The 1,031-nt window shown below is 66.4% G+C and carries 1 protein-coding gene; it reads right to left on the reverse strand.

What is annotated here, in order from left to right; all coding sequences use genetic code 11:
- The coding region (gene ilvA / locus U5A65_RS40645; protein WP_321949707.1) for a threonine ammonia-lyase, biosynthetic at positions 1-1,031 on the reverse strand (1,031 nt) is incomplete at both ends.

A 1,031-nucleotide genomic window follows, 5' to 3' on the forward strand; every position in this document is an offset into this window, starting at 1 on the left:
GCGGGCACCTGGATGCCCACCAGAATCGAGCTGTAGTCGGCGCCCTGATTGCGGTAGTGGAACAGGCTGATGTTCCAGTTCGGCGCCATCGACGACAGGAAGCGCATGAGCGCGCCCGGGCGCTCCGGAAACTCGAAGCGGAACAGACGCTCGTCGTGCGCGAGCGGCGAGCGGCCGCCCACCATGTAGCGGATGTGCTGCTTCGACAGTTCGTCGCCAGTGAGATCGACGGTCGGGAAGCCGTGATCGACGAAGGTCTTCGCGATCTGCTGCGACTCGCCGCGGTTGCGGATCTGCACGCCCACGAAGATGTGCGCGCGCTCGGCGTCGTCGATGCGGTAGTTGAACTCGGTCACGCTGCGCGTGCCGACCAGCTCGCAGAAACGCTTGAAGCTGCCGCGCTCCTCGGGGATCGTCACCGCGAACACCGCTTCGCGCGCTTCACCTACCTCGGCGCGCTCGGCCACGAAGCGCATGCGGTCGAAGTTCATGTTCGCGCCCGAGGTGATTGCCACCAGCGTCTGGCCTTCGATGCCCTCGCGCTCCGCGTACTGCTTCGCACCCGCCACGGCCAGTGCGCCCGCGGGTTCGAGCACGCTGCGCGTGTCCTGGAAGACGTCCTTGATCGCGGCGCACAGGGCATCGGTATCGACGGTCAGCACTTCATCGAGATAGGTCTGGCACAGGCGGAAGGTTTCCTCGCCCACGAGCTTGACTGCCGTGCCGTCCGAGAACAGGCCGACTTCAGTCAGCTCGACGCGCTTGCCTGCCTTGATCGACTGCGCCATCGCGCAGGAATCGTCGGTCTGCACGCCGATCACCTTGATGTCGGGGCGCACGGCCTTCACGTAGGCCGCCACGCCTGCCGCCAACCCGCCGCCGCCGATTGGCACGAAGATCGCGTGAATCGGGGCCTGATGCTGGCTCAGCACTTCCATCGCCACGGTGCCCTGGCCGGCGATCACGTAGGGATCGTCGAACGGATGCACGAAGGTCAGGCCGCGCTCTTCCTGCAGGCGCACGGCGTGGGC

The sequence above is a fragment of the Paraburkholderia sp. J10-1 genome, assembly GCF_905220165.1.
Classification (GTDB): domain Bacteria; phylum Pseudomonadota; class Gammaproteobacteria; order Burkholderiales; family Burkholderiaceae; genus Paraburkholderia.